1 protein-coding gene is annotated in these 1471 nt (G+C 70.2%); it reads right to left on the bottom strand.

All coding sequences use genetic code 11. The annotated features are described in order from the left end of the window. The coding region (locus VT52_RS31180) for a type I polyketide synthase (protein ID WP_143070946.1) at positions 1 to 1471 on the bottom strand (1471 nt) is incomplete at both ends.

Genomic DNA, 1471 nt, shown 5'->3' with positions numbered 1-1471 from the left:
GCCATGACCATCTTGATGACGCCCGCGACGCCGGCTGCTGCCTGGGTGTGGCCGATGTTGGATTTCACCGATCCGAGCCACAGCGGGCGTTCGGCGGGCCTGTCCTGGCCGTAGGTGGCCAGCAGGGCCTGGGCCTCGATGGGGTCGCCGAGGGTGGTGCCGGTGCCGTGGGCTTCGACCGCGTCGACGTCGGCGGGCGTGAGGCGGGCGTTGGCCAGGGCGGCACGGATCACCCGCTGCTGCGAGGGACCGTTCGGCGCGGACAGCTGGCTGCTGGCACCGTCCTGGTTGATGGCGGTACTGCGGATGACTGCCAGCACCGGGTGCCCGTTGCGCTGGGCGTCCGACAGCCGTTCGATGAGCACCAGACCGACGCCCTCCGAGAAGCCGGTGCCGTCCGCGTCGGTCGAGAACGCCTTGCACAGACCGTCGGGTGCCAGACCCCGCTGTCGGGAGAACTCCACGAAGGCCGCTGGGCTGGCCATGATGGCGACGCCGCCGGCGAGGGCCATGGTGCACTCGTCGTTGCGGATGGCCTGTGCGGCGAGGTGGATGGCGACCAGGGACGAGGAGCAGGCGGTGTCGATCGTGACGGCCGGCCCTTCCAGACCCAGGGTGTAGGCGATGCGGCCGGAGGCGACGCTGGTGGCCGTCCCGGTCAGCATGTAGCCCTGGATGTCCTCGGGGATGGCGGTGGAGTCGCCGCCGTAGTACTGGGCGCTGATGCCGGTGAAGACGCCGGTGCGGGTGCCCTTGAGGCTGGCGGGGGTGATGGCGGCGCGTTCCAGCGCTTCCCAGCTGGTCTCCAGGAGCAGGCGCTGCTGCGGGTCGGTGGCCAGTGCCTCACGGGGGGAGATGTTGAAGAAGTCCGGGTCGAACTCGTCCGCGTCGTGGATGAACCCACCCTTGCGCACGTAGGTCTTGCCTGTCTGGCCCGGGTTCGGGTCGTACAGGTCCGTCAGGTCCCAGCCGCGGCCGTCGGGGAACTGCGAGATCGCGTTGCGGCCCTCGACCAGTTGCTGCCAGAACTCCTCGGGGGTGTGGGCGCCGCCGGGGAACCGGCAGGCCATCGACACGATGGCAAGGGGCTCGTTGACGTTGGTCCGACTGCCGGTCGTCGCCGGTGCCCGGGTCGCGGACGGGGCGTCGGCGAGCTGTTCCAGCAGATGACGGGCCAGTGCGTCGACCGTGGGGTGGTCGAAGATCAAGGTGGAGGGGAGACGCAGCCCGGTGGCCGTGGTGAGGCGGTTGCGGAGTTCGACGGCGGTGAGGGAGTCGAGCCCCAGGTCCTGGAAACCTCGGCCGGTGTCGAGGGAGGCGGAATCCGCGTGGCCCAGGACGGACGCGGTGTTACTGCGCACGACCTCGACGAGGTACTGGAGTCGCTGAGGGCCGGTGAGCTTGGCCAGGTGTGTCCGGAGATCAGCCGTGCGGGGGGTGGCGGTCCGCCTGGTCGGTGTGTTGATGAGGT

The organism is Streptomyces malaysiense (assembly GCF_000980885.2).
GTDB lineage: Bacteria > Actinomycetota > Actinomycetes > Streptomycetales > Streptomycetaceae > Streptomyces > Streptomyces malaysiense.
Note: the sequence above shows the minus strand (reverse complement) of the source record. Positions and strands in the feature narration are given on the sequence as shown.